This is a genomic window from Methanosarcina sp., from assembly GCF_049706645.1.
Lineage (GTDB): Archaea > Halobacteriota > Methanosarcinia > Methanosarcinales > Methanosarcinaceae > Methanosarcina.
Genome location: NZ_JBNAKP010000021.1, coordinates 29,954 through 50,154, shown reverse-complemented (window position 1 = coordinate 50,154; position 20,201 = coordinate 29,954). Strand labels below are relative to the sequence as shown.

The window sequence follows — 20,201 nt, the reverse complement described above, 5'->3', positions numbered from 1 at the left end:
GATTAAACCCACCTTATAACAATTAGCCTGATTGAAGAATACTTTTATTCTTTTTCTGGAAGTGAGATTTATGAGTGAGCTTGAGATTATCGAAGCCGCGCTTTTTGCTGCTGGCAGGGCAGTAAGCCTCGAAAAGCTTGCGAAAATCACAGGAAAACCCAAAAAAGCCGTCCTTTCGGCAGTACAGGAGTTGACAGAGGCTTATTCTTCCCGTGGATCAGGGATCGAGATTCTTGATCTTGGGGAACGATACGTCATGCAGGTCAAGCCCGAATACTCCGAACTTATGCGGGAAGTCGCCCCAAAAGAGCTTTCAGCCCCCAAACTCCGCACCCTTTCTATGATTGCTTATCACCAGCCCCTGCTTCAGTCAGACCTTATCGATATGAGAGGAAGCGGAGCTTATGACCATATAAAGGATCTTATAGAGCGAGGCTTTGTAGAGTCTGTGCCCTGCGGGAGAAGCAGGCAGCTTTCCACGACCCCTCTTTTTGCAGATTATTTCGGGCTTAAGATAAATGACCCGAAAGCCATAAAAGAGAAAATCCTTGAACTTTTGAGATCCCAGGGCGGGCAGAGTGAGATCAATCTCTGGATTGGAAAAAAGACTATTGCCGTGACTCCCATGTATGAATCTCTCATGACCATGTGCGGGATCAGGGAATACTTTGTAGCCAATGTCTACTCGCCTTCCAAGGAGGAAATCTCCCGCCTGCTTGAGGCAGATGTGGTAGTGATCTCGGCCGGCTACTCCGATACTGTACGGCAGTATTGTGATGGAGAAATCCTTGAAATGCATTCAACAACTTTTGAGGACCTTATAGAAGCGCTTGCTTTACTTGCTGAAGAACTTCCCGACGAAGTGGACTCCAAAACTGTGGAAATTAGTATTAAGAAAATTAGAGAGACCAGGGAAAGATACGTTTCTTCTGCTGTACTTATCGAAAAAAAGGTAAAGCCAGCAACTGAAATGGTTTCAAGAATCATAAACGACCTTTCTCTCGGAATTTCCGCAGATGGGGTTCTTATTGCTCCTGACTATGGGATTTCAAAAAGTGGGGCTCAAATCGAAAAAGGAGCTCAGATCCTGATACCTACACACCGCAGTGTTGAGGGCGATCTTCTCCGGAGAGTCTGTACCAAATACGATTCGATTCTTGAAGGTCTTAAGAAATTTGAAAACTCTGGTGCCTGACCGGGGATTTAATTCCTCTCTTCTATCTTAATTTATTTGGGATCACGGGCGCCCTGAATTTAAGTTTTTCTATCGCATTTATATTCTATATATATGCATTTATATAGTATGCGGGGTATTTAACTATAGCTTTATATACTGGTTAGAGAATATTACCTTTGCTTTATATACTGAGGGTTGACTAATGAGCGAATCTAGCATCAAGATCGAAAATGTGGTTGCTTCCACCAAACTCGCTGAAGAATTCGACTTAACTGTTATCGAATCCGAGTTCGAAGGAGCCGAGTACAACAAGCAGAAGTTCCCCGGGCTCGTTTACAGGGTTTCAGATCCTAAAGCTGCATTCCTGGTCTTTACTTCCGGCAAGGTTGTCTGTACAGGGGCAAAAAACGTTGCCGATGTACACACCGTTATAGGTAACATGGCGAAAAAGCTGAACAGTATCGGGATTAAGACCGTGGAGAACCCGCAGATTACTGTCCAGAACATTGTTGCCTCCGCAGACCTGCATACCATTTTGAACCTCAATGCAATTGCGATAGGGCTTGGGCTCGAAAACATCGAGTATGAGCCTGAGCAGTTTCCTGGCCTTGTGTACAGAATCGATGAACCTAAAGTAGTTGTGCTTATCTTCAGTTCCGGAAAACTGGTAGTTACAGGCGGCAAGTCTCCTGAAGATTGTGAGAGGGGCGTCGAAGTCGTCCGCCAGCAGCTCGACAACATGGGGCTTTTATAAGAACCCTCAATCTATTACATTAATACCCTTTTCTTGGAAATAAGGTGACTGATATAATTTTACAATAAAACGGATTCTGCGGCGCGCGTAGAGGTTCCGACAAAGGATATGTGTGAAACGTGAACAGCGCAGATGTTTGCATTCTTATTCCCACGCTGAATGAAGCTGCAACGATAGGGCAGCTTATCAAGGACTTCAGGCAGGAAGGCTTTTCCAACATTCTGGTAATCGATGGGAATAGCAAGGACGGCACCGGGCAAATTGCAGAGGCTGAAGGCGCAAGAGTTGTCATGCAGACCGGAAAAGGTAAAGGGCAGGCAATGATCCAGGCTTTCGGGCTTATCGAGAGCTCTTACGTAGTAATGGTTGATGGTGACGGAACATATCTTGCACGGGAGGCCCGTTCTCTTCTCAAGCCCGTTCTGGAAGGCCGGGCCGACCATGTTATAGGCAACCGGCTGGAGAACTACTCTGCTGGCGCTTTTACGAAGCTCAACCTTGTAGGCAACCATCTGATAAACATGTTTTTTGACATCGCATATGGAGTGAAATTAAAAGATATACTCTCAGGCTACCGCGCGTTTACACTCGAAAGTATGAGGGAACTTGAACTTAACAAAACAGGTTTCGAAATCGAGACCGAGATTTCGGTGGAATGCATTCTTAAAAAGCAGAGGGTCGAGGAAGTCCCTATCACATACCTTCCAAGAGGTGAGAAAGGCGCAACCAAGCTAAACCCGGTAAAAGACGGATTTAGAATCGGGTCTACCATTTACAGGCTTGCAAAAGTGCATAATCCTATGTTTTACTTTGGGATTATAGGCTCTATCTTTATTCTGGCAGGCCTCTTTACAGGAACCTTTGTAGTAGTCCAGTGGCTCCAGGGAATCACCCGTATCCCGCTTTCCATTCTTACAACCCTGTTAATCATATTCGGCCTTCAGATGTTTATCTTCGGAATCCTGAGCGATTTCATTTTAACCCTCCACAGGCAAACCGTCCAGTTAATCATGGAAAAAAATAAACAGAGAAAATAAGTAAGTTTCTTGAAGGCGGTTTTTTCTTTATTATTCATTTTTCTACAGTATCTACTTATTCAGATTTCTTTCTATTACCTTATTTTTTTCAGTACCCTATTTCCTCGAATCGATTTTTAGTTTTGCTATTTTATTCAAGCTTCTCCGAAAAGCACTAAAACAAGTTTACTTGTTTTAAACTCAAAGAAAATTTAGTATTATTTATAAAATATTTATTTTAATCTTGCGTCTTATATTTTTCAGTAACTGCAGGCGTCGAAGTAAAGTAAACTTGATTAAGGTTAAAGTTCATTTTTTAAAAAGTGTTATATATAATTACACGCCTTTTATGATCTGACTCACCCTTACCTTAATTACAGCTTAATCTTACAGATAAATCTTACAGATAATAGAAAGCTTGAGGTTAATAATATGACAATCGTGGAAGATGCACAAAAAGGGATTATTACTGAAGAAATGAAGATTGTTGCAAAGGATGAAGGGCTTGACCCTGAGTTCGTCCGCCGTGGTATTGCAGCCGGAAGAATCGTTATTCCAACTTCCCCATACAGGCAGGTAAAGCTCTGCGGTATAGGAGAAGGGCTCAGGACCAAAGTTAATGCATCCATCGGTGTATCCTCGGATATCGTTGATGCAGATATGGAAGTTAAAAAAGCCCAGGCTGCTGAAGCCGCAGGTGCAGACACCCTTATGGAGCTCGGAACTGGCGGAGACTTCCTCGCAATCAGGAAAAAAGTTATTGACAGCATTTCCCTTTCAGTCGGCTCAGTACCTCTCTATCAGGCTTTCATTGAGGCTGCAAGAAAGTACGGCTCAATCGTGCACATGACCGAGGATGAACTCTTCAAGGCGACCGAAGATCAGGCAAAGCTCGGGACCAATTTCATGGCAATCCACACAGGGATCAACAACATCACCCTTGACAGGCTTAAAGCCCACGGCAGGTACGGCGGACTTTGTTCCCGAGGTGGCGCTTTTATGAGCTCCTGGATGCTGCACAATGAAAAAGAAAACCCGCTTTTTGCAAACTTCGACTACCTCGTTGAAATCCTCAAGGAACACGAAGTTGTCCTTTCCACAGGCAACGGGATGCGTGCAGGTGCAGTACACGACGCAACCGACCGTGCCCAGATACAGGAATTAATTATCAACGCCGAACTGGCCGATAAAGCCCACAAACAGGGATTACAGGTTATTGTCGAAGGTCCTGGCCATGTCCCACTTGACCAGATCGCAACTAATGTAAAGCTCATGAAGGAAATGAGTGGCCACAAGCCCTTCTACATGCTCGGCCCTCTCGTTACCGACGTTGCCCCAGGTTACGACCACATTGTAACTGCAATCGGAGCATCCGTATCTGCATCTTACGGCTGTGACTTCCTCTGCTACGTAACCCCGGCAGAACACCTCGCCCTTCCAAACCTCGAAGACGTGATCACCGGTGTCAAGACCTCAAGAATTGCAGCTCACGTCGGCGACATGATAAAGTACCCCGAAAGAGCAAAGCAGTGGGACCTTGACATGGGCAGAGCCAGAAGGGAACTCGACTGGGAAAAGATGTACTCCCTTGCAATCGACCCTGAACATGCAAGAGAAGTCAGGAACAGCAGAGCCCCTGAAGACTCAGATGCCTGTACCATGTGCGGCAACTTCTGCGCCCTCAAAATCGTCAACCAGAACTACAACCTCGCAAAATAAGTACAATACTTGCAAAGAAAAGTAAGGCCGGTTGGCCTACTTTTTTCTGTTTTTACTTTTTTTACTTTTTATTTTTTTACTTTTTTCTGTTTTTGATTTCTGTTATCTTCTACCCTGTTGCTCGCAGGGGTTCGCCAGCTCAACTTTGATTAAGAATAATTTTACTCAAGTGTTATTGGATCGATTAGAACTACCATATTATAATTATTGTAATACTATGGGGTGTTATTATAATTATTATTGAAATATGCTGATCGATATTTCCTGTCTCCAGGGTTTTGAGGAAGTCGACGGGTGCCTTGTCTGCTGGCTGTTCAATTGATCCTATTAGCTTTTTTTCATCGATTCCCACGTCTTCAGACAGCGTTGATGTAATTTTTGTCAAATCCTCTTCGGATTCTGCAGTGTATACCATTACGTTTTGTTTTTCTTCCAGGAATTCAAGTAGTTTTGTTGTATCTTCGTTCTGTTCTAGAGTATATATTTTATAATTAGGCTCTGCGCGTGTCGTATCTGCTGCAAGCGCCGGTGAAACGAATGCGGACAGTATCAAAAACATTATTCCTATAGTGATTAATTTACTCACTTTATTTCACTCCTTCATATGATCCTGAGATCTGGTCTTGTACTAGCTTTGCACTGATTTTTTTGCTCATCGATTTCATTTAAAATACAGAACATATTAGTCTTTTTTAGTACATGGCATTGAATATATTCGGAGGCGGTCTTGACACTCAAACATCTATACAACCGTATAATGGGTAATCTTAACTTTATATTCTGGTAGGGAATTTTTCCAAAATTCAGCATACATTACCTTATACGATAGTACTATGTCCCATAGGACTTATCACTCGATGACAAAATCAAACACATTGAACATCACGGAATTTAAATTTTGGACGTTTAACGGTTTATGTTACCTTTTTTTCAGTTCGCATGCGTAAATCCTTCATAAGTCCTAACTAACTTTTTACTATGTTCTGGATTTTCGATTCCAATCGCGTATTCCACACACGATTGAATTCCAAACATTACAACTTATAAACATCCATATAATTTGTATGACCAAAGTGTCTAACAATTAACACTTTAATCAACTTTATAAAAAACGATGATTAAATTGATTAAATTAAGCAGTGTACCAATTTTTGGCAGTGCGCCCATATTATGGACAGATTCTCAGTTGCGAGCCAAAACCGCAACAAACTTCTTGCTTCAGTAACTGTTGCTTTTGAATTTGCGAATGTGAGTCAGAAATGAAGTTGCAATTTCTGCCCAGCTTTGCCGGAGAGTGTTTTCGTAAGGACATGCCCGCAGCCGCAAGTAAGAATCTGATCTTTGTTACACTTTTCCCCTCTTGAGAGATCAATATCGATATTATTGAAAAAGTAGCAGAAAAAAGATGATTAAATCCAATATACCAGTAAATACTCAGATTATATCCATTTAAAATTTGAAAAATTTCCAATAGCAAAAGAAATCGTTTTCTTCTCAAATCAGGCAGGAAGCTCTCATTTTTCAACTTAAAGTAAAACCTTTGAAATTCGCACATTTTTGGAACATTCTCCGGCAGTTTAAAATCGATAGCTTTTTACATCATTACTTTAAAAATACCCAAAGTTATTCTTATCAGTTTATTGAGGCACCTGGAAGTCTTCTTACATAAGCTGGATGATATTTTTGATAGCCTGTCAGGGGTAGCGGTTTTATGAGACTAAAATCAGTTAAAGGGCTCATCGCTCTCGGAATAGTTAAAGGACTCATTACTCTCGGGGTATTTCTGTTCTTTTCAGTTTTTTCAGAATGCGGGGCTGCTGCAGAACTAGGTGGCCCTTCTGAAATCATAAATGAAGAATACACATTTGAAAAGCTTAATCCCGATGAGGTTACGACGGAATGGGATGACTCATATCTCTTCAGCAGCAGGGAAGATGCTTTAAAAGAGTTTGAGGCCTTAAAAAAGAAACCACAGGAAATAAACGAAACTTTCCGTCCGGAATTTGAATATCTATCCGGACCTGTTTTACTGGATTACCTGAACGCTGAAAAGGAATTCTCAAAATCGCTTGAGGTTCTGTATGCGTATGCATATACTCAGCTCAGTAAAAACGTGAGTGATCCGTTCTTTGCCTCTCTTCTTACGGACTCTCAGGACCTGCTTACCGAATATGGGAAAGCTAACTCATTTACAGTTGTGAAGTTAACCTCACTTGATAAGGATGAGTGGGACAGGCTCTTTTCTGAGGAGCCCAAACTTGAGGAATACAGGCCTTATCTTGAAGCTAAGTATATGAGGTTTGCAGATCACAGGGCAATGAATGAGTCTCAGGCTATATATCTTGCAGATCTCGATAATCAGCGCATGAAACTGGAGACTGAAGCGCTTTCTGAAATTACGAATAACGTCACAATGGCAGGAAATATAACGCTTGAAAATGGAGAGGAATATTCGGTCAATTCCCAGTCCTATTTTACTCTACTTTCAACAGATCAAAACCGGGAAAACAGAAAGAAATGTTATGAGAAGAGGTTTTACCATCTGAAAAACGAATCCGATTCCATGGCATCTCTCTATTCCAGAAAAGCCCAGCTCGATGATCTTACTGGCACACAGCTGAATCATACGGATTTCTATGATTACACACTGTATGGGCTCTATCTTAACCGTACTCAGATTGATGATATGAATACTGTCTTCAAAGAGAGAAAAGGGGTGTTTGAGGACTATAACGAGTTCAGGAGAAACAAACTCGGGATTGATACGCTCAGGCCATACGATCTTTTTCTTCAATTGACGGATCAGCCTGGCAAGAATTATGAATACGTGGATGCTTTACAGGAAATCCAGAAGTCCTATTCCAGAATGGACCCATGTTTCAATGAAATCTTCTTGATGATGGCAACTGGGAATTTCATAGACGTATATCCTGATCCTGAACACGGAAAACAGCCCGGAGGTTATACTTACGGATTATGTTCTTTAAAGTCTCCAGCCCTTGTTTTCCTCAACTACAATGGCATTATCAGTGACCAGAAAACTCTCACTCATGAACTGGGGCATGGGATTAATTTCTACCTTATGGGTAACTCCGTCGATTACCTCTACTGCTCAGGTCCACTATACGAATTGGAGATCCCTTCCACTTTCAATGAAGAACTATTTGTTGATCATATGATCCAAAACTCCGATAAAGATACCGCAGTTAATGCTCTCTCCCAGCATATAGGGGAATACCAGAACTATTTTACTCGCCAGCCTATGATTACGGAATTCGAGTATCAAGCGCATCAATTATGCGCTGAAAACGGAACTGCCAGCGGAGCCGACCTGAATGCAATCTGGACAAATCTCTCTAAAGAATACAGGAGTGAATCAGTCGAATATTACATTGAAGATTCCGCTGAAGACTCCGCTGAATGGGCTTACATAAACCATATTTACCTTACAAACAACTACTATACTTTCAACTACGCGGTCTCAAAGGCAATAACTCTCTCCCTTTTCAAACAGTACAGGGAAGATCCCGAAACTTTTAACAAAAACTACATCGCCTATCTCTCGGCAGGCTCGACAATGCCGCCTGAAGAAAAACTCAAAAAATATTTCGGGATCGAAATCAACAGGCAGCTTTTTGAAGATGCAATGGACGTTGTTGAGTTGAGAATTCAGGAACTGAACGAACTGGAAAAAAAGGCGAATACACCTGAATCTGATTCTGCCGTGGAAAGCCTGAACATTTATTCGGGATCTTTCTGGGTAAATGAATATAATAACAAATGAATTTGAATACTTCCGATAAAACGCTTGAGGGCATTTAATTGCCCTTAATCTTCAGTTTCTTTTCTTTTTCCCGGAGAGTACTTCTCCCCGGTTACTGCCCAGTTATTAATTCTACCCTGCCCGGCAGTTCCCTTTACCAGGCCATTGAATAAACATTTCTACCAGTAAACGATATAACTACCTGCAACTGCGCTACAGGAGACGAAGAAAATGTATTACGATATAATCGAATCCCCAATCGGTCCCATACTTCTGGCAGGAGATAAAGAGGGGCTGAAACATCTTATTTTCCTGAAAGGCAAAGAGAAAATCAAAATCCTGGATGGCTGGGTAGAAAATAAAGAATTTTTCAAGGAAATTTCCAGGCAGCTTGAAGCTTATTTTGCAGGGAAACTCAAATCTTTTGATGTAAAGCTGGCTCCCGAATGCACGGAATTCCAGAAATCTGTCTGGTATGCGTTATGTGAAATCCCTTATGGGGAAACCCGATCCTATAAAGAGATAGCTATATCCATCGGAAATCCCATGGCTTATAGGGCTGTGGGGCTTGCAAATAACCGGAATCCAATTGCGATAATTATCCCCTGCCACAGGGTCATAGGATCAAATGGAAAACTTATGGGTTATGCATCTGGCCTGGACGTAAAGGAATTTTTATTAAATATTGAACTAAAATAAACTTCTAGTCAGAAAAATAACTTAATCTGGGCTGGAATCTCAATTCATTAAGCTCGTCTATTACTGTTCATCGTCGATTATTGTTCATCGTCGATTATTGTCAATTTCTTTAGCTCATAAACCATCTTTAAAAATAGTGCGACGTTAGATTCTGCGACTTTAGACGTGTTTAATGCAATCCATAGTATTCCATATTAATAGATTCCTGGAGAAGCAAGTATGGAACTTAAAAGCAAAATCGAGAATATCATCAAAGCCGCCGCCGCAAATCCGGGTACTGAGACCCGATACCGTGAGCCTCTCATAGGTTATGCTTCAGTCGATGATCCTATTTTTGATGAGATGAAAGAAATCATAGGGCCCTGTAACCTGCATCCTGGGGAGGTTCTTCCCGAAGCAAAAACTGTTGTTTCCTTCTTCCTGCCTTTTGAAGAAAACCTCGTGAAAAGGAACTGGAAATCCCTTGGCCCGGTAAAAGAGTGGATTCAGGCTAAAGGTGAAACCGATCGATTGATCACGAAAATAAATGAGACACTCAAAGCCGAGCTTGCAAAAGAAGGAATCTCTGCAGTTGTGCCTGAAGTTATTTTTGATTACAAAAATAAGGGTTTTGACGTTTCCTGGTCCCACAGAAGTGCAGCTTATGCAGCCGGGCTTGGCACTTTCGGAATCCATCAGATGCTGATCACGAAGGCAGGGTGTGCAGGCCGCTTCGGAAGTCTTGTAATCTCGGCCAAAATCCCTCCTACTCCCCGTCCTGCTGAAGAATTCTGCCGTTATAAAAAAGTAGAGAAGTGCCTTATCTGTGTGGACAGGTGTCCGGCTGGAGCTCTTACTGCAACAGGGTTTGATAAGGAAAAATGTTTCAAGCTGCTTAAGGAAAATGCAAAAGCTTTTCCCGAACTCAATCAGCTTGCCTGCGGAAAATGTGCAACCGGACCCTGTGCTCTCAGGTCTCGCTGAAGCAGGAAACTTATTTCCCTTCTTTTTCTACGGATTTTGCGATTTTAATCATTTCCGTTTTTTTGAGAGTACAGGGCCGGTGCTGAACCTCAGCCAGGTTGCTTGTATCGCAGTTAACGGATTGAATTATTCTCCGAGAGATTCTGCGATACATCTATCCCTAAATGAAGGTCTCTATAAGGCACACTGACATTCCCCTCGGATGTGTCATTTTTGTCGCCATTATAAAGCAAAAACTGGAGACTCATACCTGTTCCCTCAAAAGGAGGAGTTATGGTAACAGCTTTTTCCAGAGTCTCGTTGTTTTCAATGCATATATTTTTCCAGTCAGCCGGTAAAGGCAGAGGCGTATCTTCGAGCCTAACTTCCATTGTATAATTTACGGGTTTCTGTTCACGGTTTATAATTCCAACTATTACGGTCCCCTTCTCCCCTAGTACGTAGTTGGTCGGATAGTTCTCAGCTCTACCTTCTTGTCCCAGGATATAGAATTCGGTAAAGGGTTCCTGTATGGATTCAGCAATTTTCAGCATCTCGGCTTTTCCAAGAGAACCTATCAGATCTATTTCGACTTCTCCAAGCTTCCACTGCAACATCTTAACGCTTCCGAATTCATTAAAGTATGTCCCTTCCTTTCCGTTGATGTTGATTTCTTCGCCTTCCAGCATGGGTATATTCTCATCGGGCTCGTTTTCGTAAACGTTTTCCATTATCTCTATATTTTGAGTTCCTTTCTGGTAGGTAAGAATTACAGTTTCGGAGGTATGGCCTTCAGAAGTTGTATCGTTGTCTTCATATATTCTTGTCGAGTTAAGCATGTAGCCATCCGGGATATATTCCGGGACAAGGATTTCAAAGCTCGCTTGCTGTCTGGCTTCTTCAAGGCTCAGGCTTTCGGGAATTTTGAGTTCTTCGTCCAGATCTACAGTTTTTACCTCTGCCCCATCAGGAATCTCAAATTTGAATTCCGAATCCGGAATTCCGGTGTTTACTTTCAGGTCGCGTATTTCCACGTCTATTTCCAGGTTTCCCTTATTGTCATACACACTGGACTTGAGTACCATCCATGTCTCTCTGTCAACCCAGACTTTTGTTCGGGAAGCTAACTCTGATAACCCTTTCTCTTCGGCTTTTGGTCTGGCTTCAAGAACATATGCGCTTCTTCCATCCACCTCTTCAACTCCGAGCATGGAAACCTCGCTTCTATTCAGTAAATTGTCTATGATACTGACAAAATCATTTTCTGTTAAGAGCGGTTCTTCGGGCAATTTAATTTTCGTGACCGTATTTATTCCAGTATCGTAGCTCCATACGAACTCCCCGTCCGACACAGATTCGACTTCTTTTCCTTCCTCCACACCAGACGTCCTCACGAGGTTCGGCTTTTTATACATTATCTGGATTTCCTCTTCCAGATCTTTTTCCCCGTTAAGGTATGTTGTCGTACGTATTGTTCCAGAGTAATCTTCAAGGCTGGCTTCTTTTTCCTGCATTTTTGTTGCAATCTCTTCTGCACTCAGTTTTTCTTCGCATCCCGATGCAAGAAGAGCCAGGCTTATGAGAATCAGTATAAATAATATTTTTGTATGTTTCATTTTCTCAATGCTTCTTCAATTTTTTCCCATATTTTTAATGTTAGCCTGTACCTTCTCACATCTTAATATAATTTCCCAGACCTTCATATTATAATATAGAAAAAAACCGAGTGATATTTATGCCCTTAATTTCCCTGACTACCGATTTCGGAGACCTTTATCCTGCAGCTATGAAAGCCGTGATTCTGGGAATTAGCCCGGAGGCGCAGATTATCGATATAACCCATTCCATCCGGCAGGCCGGAATCCGGGAAGGGGCTTTTGCCCTCTATTCCCTGGTTCGATATTTCCCGCAGGGAACCGTACATATTGTCGTTGTCGATCCCGGCGTCGGGACTTCCCGCCGAGCTCTTGCTATTAAAGCAGGCCGCACAGGAAAGGAACAATTTTTTGTCGGCCCTGACAACGGGCTCCTTATCCCTGCAGCGCGCCACCTTGGGGAAATAGAAGTATACGAGATCACAAACCCCGAACTTATGCTTAAATCAGGAATCTCTGCAACTTTCCACGGCAGGGATATTTTTGCACCTGTGGGAGCCCACCTTTCAAAAGGCACACCTCTCGAGGCTGTCGGATCGAAAGTTTCGGATTTCGTTAGCCTTGACTTCGAAAATTTTGAAGTTGACGGGCCCTTTCTCCTCGGAGAAATTATTTTTGCAGACAGTTTCGGAAATGTAATTACCAATATCCCGGAAGATATAGTTCTTAAATTCTCTACCTTCGGCTCACAGGTGGAAGTAAATGGCAGAAAGGTCTCCTTTGTTCAGACCTACGGTTCCGTAGGGCAGGGAGAGTCCCTTGCCCTGATAGGCAGTCACGGCTTTCTGGAAATCGCGGTAAATAAAGGAAATGCTGCGCGTCAGTTCGGGCTGAAAAGCGGGGATCAGGTAGTAATCAAAATCATATGAAAAACTGCTAAGTCGGCATTTACATCCACTCGTAATGCATCAGAACTTCAGGGTTAAAACTCTGCATCAAGCTGTTTTCCGTATATCCAAAAAAGAGGCAGCCACTGCAGTTTTTGACAATTTCCTTCCTGTGCTCTTCCGAGTTTTCCCAGACGCTCTCAAAGCCATCCCATATCACGTTTCCGAGGGGTTCGTTCTGCACGCGACAGGTCTCCAGAGTGCCATCATGCGTCACATTCATAATAATCCCACTGGCTCTGCACCTGTAGTCCATATCCCCGTCTCTGACCATTTTGAGGTAGGTTTTCGAATTGATTATCGGGTAGCCCTGCTTCTTATGCTCGATTATGCGGTCAACTGTATTGCGGAATTTTTCCATGTCACGGATTCCTATTTCGTTCCAGATCTCATCACTGATTCCGGGAAACTCATGGACAGGCTCGAAGGAAACCTTTACTCTCAGTTTTCTTGCAAGCAAGATAAGGGTCTCAACATCATCCAGGTTTTTTCCTGTGAGTACACAGTTCATAAGAATTGGATTCTTCTGTTTCTGGATTTTTCTGACCTCGATAGCTTTTTTTAAGCCCTTCAGAAGGGTTTCGAAATCCATCTTCCGAATCTCTTTATAACTCTCTATCCCGTCCACGGAAACCGAGAGGTAGTCCACATCCACAAGTTCTTCCGACCTTTCGTAAAGCAGCTTTCCATTTGTGACCATGGAAGTGATCATCCCGATTCCTTTAGCATGTGCCATTATTTGGGGCAAATCTTTTCTGAGGAGAGGTTCTACGGTCCAGGCATTGTATACCCCGATGCCGAATTCTTTCGCATCGTCCAGCAGCTTGAAAATCTCTTCTTTAGTCGGCTCTTCCCCGGTTTTCTTCCAGTATTCACAGAACTTGCAGCGCATATTGCAGCGGGCATTTACACCGTGGGAAAGGACAAAAGGACGCTTTCTCACTCGAATCTGCCAGAGGGCTCTCGAAGCCAGTATAGGGTTAAATCGGGACATATAGATCGTTTGTCTTATGGAACTTAAGAGTCATTTATCTATATTAGTAAAGAACGTTTACATTATAAATAAATTTATTGCACTTGCCAAGTTTTTTGAAAGGTTCTTTCACTCAAAAGCTGAGCGATAAAGGTAACTCTAAAATTTTAACTCTAATTATTTTGGAAAATAAATCCTAAAAATAATTCTAGAGGAGTTTTACAGAAAAAAGGTTATTCTGAATATCTGCAACTTAAACTAAACATAGGCTAAAACATAAAAAAGAATGCCCGCCTTACGGCGAGCTGTAGGTATTAAAGTTTTACTTGAGTTTATCCGAAGAGGGCACCGAGGCCGGCCATTCCGTCTTCTTCAGAAGTGTCTTCTTCTTCCTCTTCTTCAGCAGGAGCTTCTTCTGCTGCAGGGGCTGCGACTGCAGGGGCTGCTGCGGCTGCGGGAGCTGCGAATGCTGCCTTTGCAATTGCTTCTTCTATGTCCACGCCTTCAAGGGCTGCGACAAGGGCCTTTACCCTGGCTTCGTTAACTTCGATACCTGCTGCCTGGAGAACGGCAGTAATTGCGTCTTCGGTAATTGTTTTACCAGCGTTGTGCAATAAGAGAGCTGCATATATGTATTCCATTGTTGATCACCTAAGTTTTAATTATCGTAAATTTATTTATCCGAAAAGGGCACCGAGACCGGCCATTCCATCTTCTTCGCCGTGGTCTTCTTCTTCCTCTTCTTCCTCTTCTTCTTTTACTTCTTCTTTCTTCTCGGGTTCCCTGGTTGCAGCGGCTGCTGCTGCGCTTGCGGCTGCTCCGAGAACTTCCCTCAGTTCGTCATCCACGGCATTTGCATCTTTGTCTGCGGCTTCGGATGCAACGGATGTCATCTGGACATGGGCTTTTGCCAGCAAAACGTCCATGACTCCTGAATCAAACACGACAGCATTGACACCAAGGTTCTTTGACTCCGCAAAGGCTTTTGCCAGCAGGGTACCGATTGTTGCGCTTGTCGGGTATGCAGTGTTGACAGAGAGATTGAAAGCGTTCTGGGCTGCTCTGATAACGTCAGAGAAGTACTGATTTTCGTCAATTGCAAGGAGTTCCGGCTCGTAAATTGTCCCATCGTCATAGGCGGCTCTTAAGTCCAGCCCTACGATGAGAGGGTATATCTCCAGCTTTGAGAGCATGGTTGCGAGCTTCTGCGGGACTGCCTCACCTGCTTTACAGACAACCTTAGTTTCCTTCACTGCAACTTTTCCTGCCTCTATTGAAGCTGGAATTCCTGCGCTCTGGAGTTCTCCGAGAATCGGGCCAGGTGGGAAACTGGTAGGCCCCTTCTGAACAGTGATGTCCGCAGGAGCTATTGCGCCTCCTTTGATCGGAGAAGGGGTTTTTGTCTGTTCAAGCACTTTGTAAAGCTTGAAGGGACTTTCGTTGGTAAATATCAGAGCAGTCTGCTTGTCAAGATATTTATTCATCTCGGGAATGCTTTCTCCGAGCTGGTTTAAAGCCCGCTCTGTAAGGGTGTTCCTTGAGACTTTGAGCACTGCAACGTCTTTCAGGTTCCGGCGGATTTTCTGGATCTTGGTTGCAAGAATACCTTCGATCCCGACCATCCCGAAGACCTTGTGGGACTGGATGAGTTCCTTTATATTCTCTATCTCATCCTTCTTCCACTGTGGGACGTGCTCCGTGTGATGCTTCTCCTCTGCCATTTACACCACCCTTTCGGATTTTCCCATAGTTGTCGTGACATAGACTGTTCTCAGGTTGTGTTTGCCCTTATCCAGGACCCGCTCCAGCCTGGAAACTATAGTCTCAATGTTTTCGGAAAGATCATCGGGACTCATATTCCTTCGGCCGACAGGCACATGGAAAGTAAGCTTGTCTTTTGACCTCAACCTGACCGCATTTTGCTTGCTCTGGATAAGTTCGCCTATGTCCTTGTTAGGTAAGAGTGGAATAGGCATTTTACCTCTGGGTCCAAGAACAATACCGAGATTCTTACCAATTGTTGGCATGAACTGGGTTTCTGCGATAAAAAGGTCACATTCGTTTGCAAGAGTCCTGGCTTTGTTTTTGTCAGCCGCCAGTTCATCGAGCTCAACATCAGAAATAACATACGCAGCACCGGCAGCCTTTGCTCTCAGGCCCACATCACCTTTTGCAAAAACGCCGATCTTCAGTTCTTTTCCGAGCCCGTGAGGAAGAATTACTTCTTCATCGACTCTATTCTTCGGTTGGTTCATGTCAAGATTCTTCAAGTTAATCGCCAGGTCCACGCTCTCAGAGAAATTACGTTTTGGCGATTCTTCAAGTACTTTCTTGACAGCTTCCAGTATAATTTTTTCTGCCATCTTGTTCCTCCCCGTAGTGTTTGAACTTGTTTGTCCAAGCAGCCTTTTCAGCTTACTACGGTTGGTCTTAGGGCTTCCCCATGAATCCGGGTTCTGCTATTCTTAACAGTAAGCCACTAATAGCTATTATTTTAATTTATTGCATCGATATGCAAGGTTCTTGAGCTATTATTGCTATCCGATTTAAAACTATTGGTGGTTACAAAGTCCCGGATTAAATAGTAAAGGGGTGGGAAGGCTTACCATTCCTCGCCGGCAAGCAAATCATCGAACTTGCCCTGATCGAGTGCCTTCTGGCTGTCTTTGGCCTTAACTCCCTCTACGGTCACACCCATGGGGACACAGGTACCTATTACCTCTTTCATTGTTGACTTGAGATCGTAGGAAAGTACATCTTCCTTTTTCATGCGAGCGATCTTTGCTACCTGCGACATGTTGAGGTTTCCAACAACTTCGCTTCCTGCATTTCCCGACCCCTTCTGAATCCCTAGCTCTTTCATGATCAGGGATGCGGTAGGTGGAGTGCCCACTTCGATCTCGACATTCTTCTTATCGTCAACAATTACTTTAACAGGGACCTGCATTCCATTATAGTCCCTTGTTTTTTCATTGATCTTTTCGACCACTTCTTTTATGTTGACCCCAAGCGGACCAAGCGCCGGACCTAAAGGTGGTCCGGGATTCGCTTTTCCTCCTGGGACAAGTGCTTCAACAATACTTGTCATCTGAGTCTCACCGATTTCAATAACTATGAACTTTGCAGATCTGTTTCGATCTACTCTGAGTACTGGTGATTTTATTTATTAATAAGCTGGAATTTTTAGGTATTTACCATCTCGCTGCGACTTCACTCGTTTTCTTTTCTAAGTATTCTGACAGTGTCGCCACGAATCGTGATGGGAATCGGAACCACAGCATCGAACAGTTCCACAGTAATTTCCTCATGCCCTTCATCAACCCTTTTAACCCGGGCTTTCTCCCCTTTAAAGGGTCCTGAAGTGACCTCAATTATAGCCCCTTCCTTGATTCCTGTCACTGTTGGTTTGGGTTTAAGGAAATGCTCAATTTCAGCAATTGAAGAGCTCCCTTTCACAAGAGCTCGTGCATGGGGAATAGTCTGGATTGCCAGTTCTACGATTCCGGATTTAGGAGCCTCTACAAGGACATATCCTTTTAGCTCGTCAGGAGCCAGAATTGCCCTTATATCCAGTTTCTCCTTTTTCGAAACCCTGGCAAGGGTTGTTGCAACTGATCTTTCCTGGTTTGCCGTGGTTTTGATTACAAATATCTGGGAATCCTCACTCATTGAGCCACCCACTGGGGCAACATTGTCAACAGTACATATACTATAAATCCTATTGCTCCCACAGCCAGAATACCAATACCTGCAACTTTGGCAATGGTCAAGAACTCTTCCCTGGACGGTTTCTTAGTAAGTTTCAGGACTCTCAGGTGTGCCCGGATTACCTGACCAACGCTTTCTGCAGTTATTTTCGGTTCAAACGTGGATTCTACCATCAATTCACATCCAGGTTTTCTTTATTTTTCTTATCTATCTTGAATTTTTTGCCTACTGTTCTTCCTGTGTTTTCCGTTCCCGAAACTCGCTTTTCTTACATGCAGAATTTCCGGATTTATGTTAAGGAAGGAACGGGCGGTTTATATTATTAATTCCTATTATATGAAGATATCACTGACACGGCTTTTAAAACGTCAGAAGATTTCGATGCCGAATTCCAATTTATCCCAAATCTTTAATCGCGTCAGTAAAAATATTTCTTTTTTGATGCCGAATTGTATCGGCATCATACGGTACTTACCATAAAAATAGTTTTCGATTGGTTTTTATTCCCATCCCTTATTTTTATTTTAAAGAGAGGAAAACAGTATTTTTCTCCAACCGAAGATTTAGTCCCTTTCGTCTCTGGTTTGATCACTCTACAAAATCAATTCCATATTTAAAGGTAATATTCTTGTCATTTCCGTGGCCATAAATCTGGGCGGATGTTACTCCTGTAACCACGATCATGGTACGCACGGTCTGTTCAAGGTCAGGGTCAATCTGGGCACCCCAGATCAGGCGGGCGTTTGCGTCTATCCGGCTGTAAACCTCCTGAACCACACATTCAGCTTCCGAAATCGTCATGTCAGGGCCTCCAACTACATTAACAAGGGCAGAGGTCGCACCTGAGATGTCCACGTCAAGAAGCGGGCTGCGCAGGGCTTTCTGTACGGATTCGACAGCTTTGTTCTCCCCGTCGGATTCGCCAAGTCCTATCATTGCGACGCCTCCGTTCTGCATAACAGTTCTGATATCTGCAAAATCGAGGTTTACAAGCCCTGGTTTTGTAATCAGTTCGGTTATGCCCTTTACGGCTCTCATAAGAACTTCATCTGAGACTTTGAAGGCAGCTTGAAGTGGGAGTCTCGGAACGACTTCAATCAACTTATCGTTAGGGACCACTATTACCGTGTCTGCGACATCTCTCAGGCGTTCAAGACCTGCCTCTGCATTGGTTCTGCGGACATGGCCCTCCACGCTGAAGGGCAGGGTGACGACTGCAATCGTAAGGGCTCCCGCATCTCTGGCGGCCTCAGCTACTATAGGGGCCGATCCTGTACCGGTTCCTCCTCCAAGACCTGCGGTGATAAAGACCATGTCAGCGCCTTCGACAACTTTGTTAATTTCGTCGATACTCTCGATTGCAGCATCTTCTCCGATCTGGGGGAGGCTGCCGGCTCCAAGTCCACGGGTTTTCTTTTTCCCGATAAGAATCTTTTTGCCGGAGCGTATATGAAGAAGGTGCTGGGCATCAGTATTCACGGCTACAAGGTCCGCTCCCTGGATCCCTTCGCCCATCATGCGCTGGATGCTGTTTGAACCGCCGCCTCCGCAACCTACCACTTTGATGGTTGTTTTGAGGCTTCTGAGGATCTCTTCGAGTTCAGCATCAACATCTGAGTCTACGTTAGAGTAATCTGAATTTGAGTACTCTCTCTGCCCGGCACGTCCTTCCAGGGCAGATCGAGCAAGGGCTTCTTCCACAATGGATCTCATGCTACTGTTTTCCTCCATTTTATGGGGTAATTTTAATGGCTGGTATTAAAGAATAAATTTATTTTCAGAGGGAACATGTGTATTTTAATCATCACATATACAGTTTCCAATTTAATAGTTTTCCTTTTCCAGTCTTTAAACTTATACTGTATTTGTTTAATAATTTTATTAAATTCTTCTACTTTCCTGCTTAGCCTCAGGTTTTCTCCCCACGGCTATTATGGTGTGGTTTTACTCCCGATATTTTATTCCCAATGTTTTATTCCTTTCTTCCCAATCTTATTTAATTTTTTTAACTAAATTGTTTATTTTTTTATTATTTTATTTTTTTCAAGCCGTCCCTGTATTTTTACCTTTCCCTTTTCTCTGAGTTTAGGCGTCTTCACTCTCCTTACGTGATATTCAGTTTCATATTTCTCATATTCTGGAGAATTAACTGCAGTTACGCTTTTCCTCTGGATTCTCCTAATATAACGCCTGTAGCGATCATGTGGGCAACCCTCAGAGGTTCAGGAATATTGCTTCTTATTGAGGTAAGCCGGATAATCTTTTTCACGGTTTCCATGCCTATGCCTGCTCTCTGGATATAAATAGAATTCTTTTCACCGGTAATTTTTTCTATTTCTCCGGCTCGCTTTATTATCGTCCAACGTTCTTCTCCGTCCGGAAAATGTTTAAGGGCAGATTTGATTTTCTCAAAATCCGGATAAGACCGCATAACCACAATTACGGGGATTCCGGTTTCCCTGTAAAGCAGCTGTATATCCACAACATTAAAGCCTCCGTAGGTGATTCCGTCGAGAATAACCGCTCTTATCTGGCCGTAGTGTTTGCTCTTCTTTATCATATTGCAGATGATATCAGTAGCATCAAGCCCGTCCTTTGTAATCTCTGAACGAAGGACTCCGTCAATCCAGTCTCCACCCCGAAAAACAGCCCCGACTATCATTACCTTCTCGTTGAGGAGCGCAGAATCATCTATACCCAGAATTCGAATTTCGGATTTGATATGAAAATCTGAATTCACAGGTGCTCTTTATGCCTTGATTACAAAAATAGTTTGTCGGTTTCCCGTACATGCCTTCTAACAAAAGCCCTGTCCAGGGAAATCCTCATTTTTCCGGCAAAAACCCTGATTTCTCTCAAGCCAAAGATAAAAAATGAGCCCCTGAGGGGGCTTTCTATTCGGTTCATC

Annotated in this window: 20 protein-coding genes; 8 read left to right on the top strand and 12 right to left on the bottom strand. The window is 43.3% G+C overall.

What is annotated here, in order from left to right; translation table 11 throughout:
- The first annotated feature begins 70 nt into the window (after positions 1–70).
- From scpB to thiC, 4 genes are all read left to right on the top strand, one after another.
- A complete protein-coding gene (gene scpB, locus ACPK8D_RS08765; protein ID WP_424717473.1) occupies positions 71–1,195 on the top strand; it encodes an SMC-Scp complex subunit ScpB in 1,125 nt (374 codons plus the stop codon).
- A gap of 184 nt (positions 1,196–1,379) precedes the next feature.
- Positions 1,380–1,931 carry a TATA-box-binding protein gene (locus tag ACPK8D_RS08760; protein WP_424717472.1) on the top strand — a complete coding sequence of 184 codons (552 nt, stop codon included), beginning with the start codon at positions 1,380–1,382 and terminating at the stop codon, positions 1,929–1,931.
- A gap of 119 nt (positions 1,932–2,050) precedes the next feature.
- Positions 2,051–2,968 carry an S-layer glycoprotein N-glycosyltransferase AglJ gene (gene aglJ / locus ACPK8D_RS08755; RefSeq protein WP_424717471.1) on the top strand — a complete coding sequence of 306 codons (918 nt, stop codon included), beginning with the start codon at positions 2,051–2,053 and terminating at the stop codon, positions 2,966–2,968.
- 411 nt (positions 2,969–3,379) lie between these two features.
- Positions 3,380–4,666, top strand: a complete 1,287-nt coding sequence (gene thiC / locus ACPK8D_RS08750; RefSeq protein WP_424717470.1) for a phosphomethylpyrimidine synthase ThiC — start codon at positions 3,380–3,382, stop codon at positions 4,664–4,666.
- Positions 4,667–4,856: 190 nt separating this feature from the next.
- On the opposite strand, the gene ACPK8D_RS08745 is transcribed toward thiC, so the two are convergent.
- Positions 4,857–5,252, bottom strand: coding sequence for a hypothetical protein (locus tag ACPK8D_RS08745; RefSeq protein ID WP_424717469.1), 396 nt, complete (start codon positions 5,250–5,252; stop codon positions 4,857–4,859).
- Between the two features lie 1,125 nt (positions 5,253–6,377).
- Between ACPK8D_RS08745 and ACPK8D_RS08740 the strand changes: the two genes are divergently transcribed.
- The 3 genes from ACPK8D_RS08740 (at position 6,378) to ACPK8D_RS08730 (ending at position 10,091) form a co-directional block, all read left to right on the top strand.
- Positions 6,378–8,450 carry a M3 family oligoendopeptidase gene (locus tag ACPK8D_RS08740; protein ID WP_424717468.1) on the top strand — a complete coding sequence of 691 codons (2,073 nt, stop codon included), beginning with the start codon at positions 6,378–6,380 and terminating at the stop codon, positions 8,448–8,450.
- A gap of 210 nt (positions 8,451–8,660) precedes the next feature.
- Complete coding sequence (locus tag ACPK8D_RS08735) at positions 8,661–9,128, top strand: methylated-DNA--[protein]-cysteine S-methyltransferase (protein ID WP_424717467.1); 468 nt, start codon at positions 8,661–8,663, stop codon at positions 9,126–9,128.
- A 219-nt stretch (positions 9,129–9,347) separates the two neighbouring features.
- Entirely contained in the window at positions 9,348–10,091 is a 744-nt protein-coding gene (locus ACPK8D_RS08730; RefSeq protein WP_424717466.1) for an epoxyqueuosine reductase, read from the top strand.
- A 113-nt stretch (positions 10,092–10,204) separates the two neighbouring features.
- Here ACPK8D_RS08730 and ACPK8D_RS08725 read toward each other — a convergent pair whose 3' ends face one another.
- Positions 10,205–11,686 carry a DUF1616 domain-containing protein gene (locus tag ACPK8D_RS08725; RefSeq protein ID WP_424717465.1) on the bottom strand — a complete coding sequence of 494 codons (1,482 nt, stop codon included), beginning with the start codon at positions 11,684–11,686 and terminating at the stop codon, positions 10,205–10,207.
- A gap of 119 nt (positions 11,687–11,805) precedes the next feature.
- Here ACPK8D_RS08725 and ACPK8D_RS08720 point away from each other — a divergent pair, with 119 nt between their 5' ends.
- Positions 11,806–12,594, top strand: coding sequence for an SAM hydrolase/SAM-dependent halogenase family protein (locus tag ACPK8D_RS08720; protein ID WP_424717464.1), 789 nt, complete (start codon positions 11,806–11,808; stop codon positions 12,592–12,594).
- A gap of 19 nt (positions 12,595–12,613) precedes the next feature.
- Here the strand turns inward: ACPK8D_RS08720 and ACPK8D_RS08715 are convergent, their stop codons facing one another.
- The 10 genes from ACPK8D_RS08715 to ACPK8D_RS08670 form a co-directional block, all read right to left on the bottom strand.
- Positions 12,614–13,606, bottom strand: a complete 993-nt coding sequence (locus ACPK8D_RS08715; protein ID WP_424717463.1) for a radical SAM/SPASM domain-containing protein — start codon at positions 13,604–13,606, stop codon at positions 12,614–12,616.
- A gap of 311 nt (positions 13,607–13,917) precedes the next feature.
- Positions 13,918–14,226, bottom strand: a complete 309-nt coding sequence (rpl12p, locus tag ACPK8D_RS08710; protein WP_424717462.1) for a 50S ribosomal protein P1 — start codon at positions 14,224–14,226, stop codon at positions 13,918–13,920.
- Between the two features lie 36 nt (positions 14,227–14,262).
- Positions 14,263–15,306, bottom strand: coding sequence for a 50S ribosomal protein L10 (locus ACPK8D_RS08705; protein WP_424717461.1), 1,044 nt, complete (start codon positions 15,304–15,306; stop codon positions 14,263–14,265).
- Positions 15,307–15,948, bottom strand: a complete 642-nt coding sequence (locus ACPK8D_RS08700) for a 50S ribosomal protein L1 (RefSeq protein WP_424717460.1) — start codon at positions 15,946–15,948, stop codon at positions 15,307–15,309.
- 239 nt (positions 15,949–16,187) lie between these two features.
- Positions 16,188–16,673, bottom strand: coding sequence for a 50S ribosomal protein L11 (locus ACPK8D_RS08695; protein ID WP_424717459.1), 486 nt, complete (start codon positions 16,671–16,673; stop codon positions 16,188–16,190).
- Between the two features lie 122 nt (positions 16,674–16,795).
- On the bottom strand, positions 16,796–17,254 hold the full coding sequence (locus ACPK8D_RS08690; RefSeq protein WP_424717458.1) for a transcription elongation factor Spt5: 459 nt from the start codon (positions 17,252–17,254) through the stop codon (positions 16,796–16,798).
- On the bottom strand, positions 17,251–17,466 hold the full coding sequence (locus ACPK8D_RS08685) for a protein translocase SEC61 complex subunit gamma (protein ID WP_292376391.1): 216 nt from the start codon (positions 17,464–17,466) through the stop codon (positions 17,251–17,253). Before ACPK8D_RS08685 ends, ACPK8D_RS08690 begins: the two co-directional genes overlap by 4 nt.
- A gap of 415 nt (positions 17,467–17,881) precedes the next feature.
- Positions 17,882–19,006, bottom strand: a complete 1,125-nt coding sequence (ftsZ, locus tag ACPK8D_RS08680) for a cell division protein FtsZ (RefSeq protein ID WP_424717457.1) — start codon at positions 19,004–19,006, stop codon at positions 17,882–17,884.
- A 442-nt stretch (positions 19,007–19,448) separates the two neighbouring features.
- Positions 19,449–20,033, bottom strand: a complete 585-nt coding sequence (locus ACPK8D_RS08675; protein ID WP_424717456.1) for a DUF99 family protein — start codon at positions 20,031–20,033, stop codon at positions 19,449–19,451.
- A gap of 20 nt (positions 20,034–20,053) precedes the next feature.
- Positions 20,054–20,200 (bottom strand): hypothetical protein, encoded by a 147-nt coding sequence (locus ACPK8D_RS08670; RefSeq protein WP_424717455.1) that lies wholly within the window; start codon positions 20,198–20,200, stop codon positions 20,054–20,056.
- Position 20,201: the final 1 nt, after the last annotated feature.